General features: G+C 56.5%; 1 pseudogene. It reads right to left on the bottom strand.

Features of this window, described 5'->3' with window-relative positions:
- Positions 1-697: pseudogene (locus DMC64_RS42580) on the bottom strand (IS3-like element ISSen4 family transposase); the annotation flags it as partial.

The raw sequence follows: 697 nt of genomic DNA, 5'->3' as shown, positions 1-697 counted from the left end.
GTGACCTGAACGCCTGAAATCCCAAAGGCAACAGTGACCGTCAGGCATTCCTTTGTGAAATCATCGACGCAGGTAAGACACTTGATCCTGCGACCGGTGGAAAGTGCGTCCATGACGAAATCCATCGACCAGGTCAGATTGGGCGCCGCCGGACGGAGCAGCGGCAGACGTTCTGTTGCCAGCCCTTTACGACGTCTTCTGCGTTTTACGCCCAGGCCACTGAGGTGATAAAGCCGGTACACGCGCTTATGATTAACATGAAGCCCTTCACGGCGCAGCAACTGCCAAATACGACGGTAGCCAAAACGCCTGCGCTCCAGTGCCAGCTCAGTGATGCGCCCTGATAAATGCGCATCAGCAGCCGGACGGTGAGCCTCATAGCGGCAGGTCGACAGGGATAAACCTGTAAGCCTGCAGGCACGACGTTGCGACAGACCGGTCGCATCACACATCAACATAACGGCTTCCCGCTTCTGGTCTGTCGTCAGTACTTTCGCCCAATCGCCACCTGAAGCGCCTCTTTCTCCAGCATGGCTTCGGCAAGCAGCTTCTTGAGTCTGGTGTTCTCTTCCGCAAGCGACTTCAGGCGCTTAACTTCAGGCACCTCCATACCGCCATACTTCTTACGCCAGGTGTAAAACGTGGCATCGGAAATGGCATGCTTGCGGCAGAGTTCACGGGCGGGTACCCCAGCTTC

It is taken from the genome of Amycolatopsis sp. WAC 04197 (genome assembly GCF_003947475.1).
GTDB classification, from domain to species: Bacteria; Actinomycetota; Actinomycetes; order Mycobacteriales; family Pseudonocardiaceae; genus Amycolatopsis; species Amycolatopsis japonica.
Note: the sequence above shows the minus strand (reverse complement) of the source record. Positions and strands in the feature narration are given on the sequence as shown.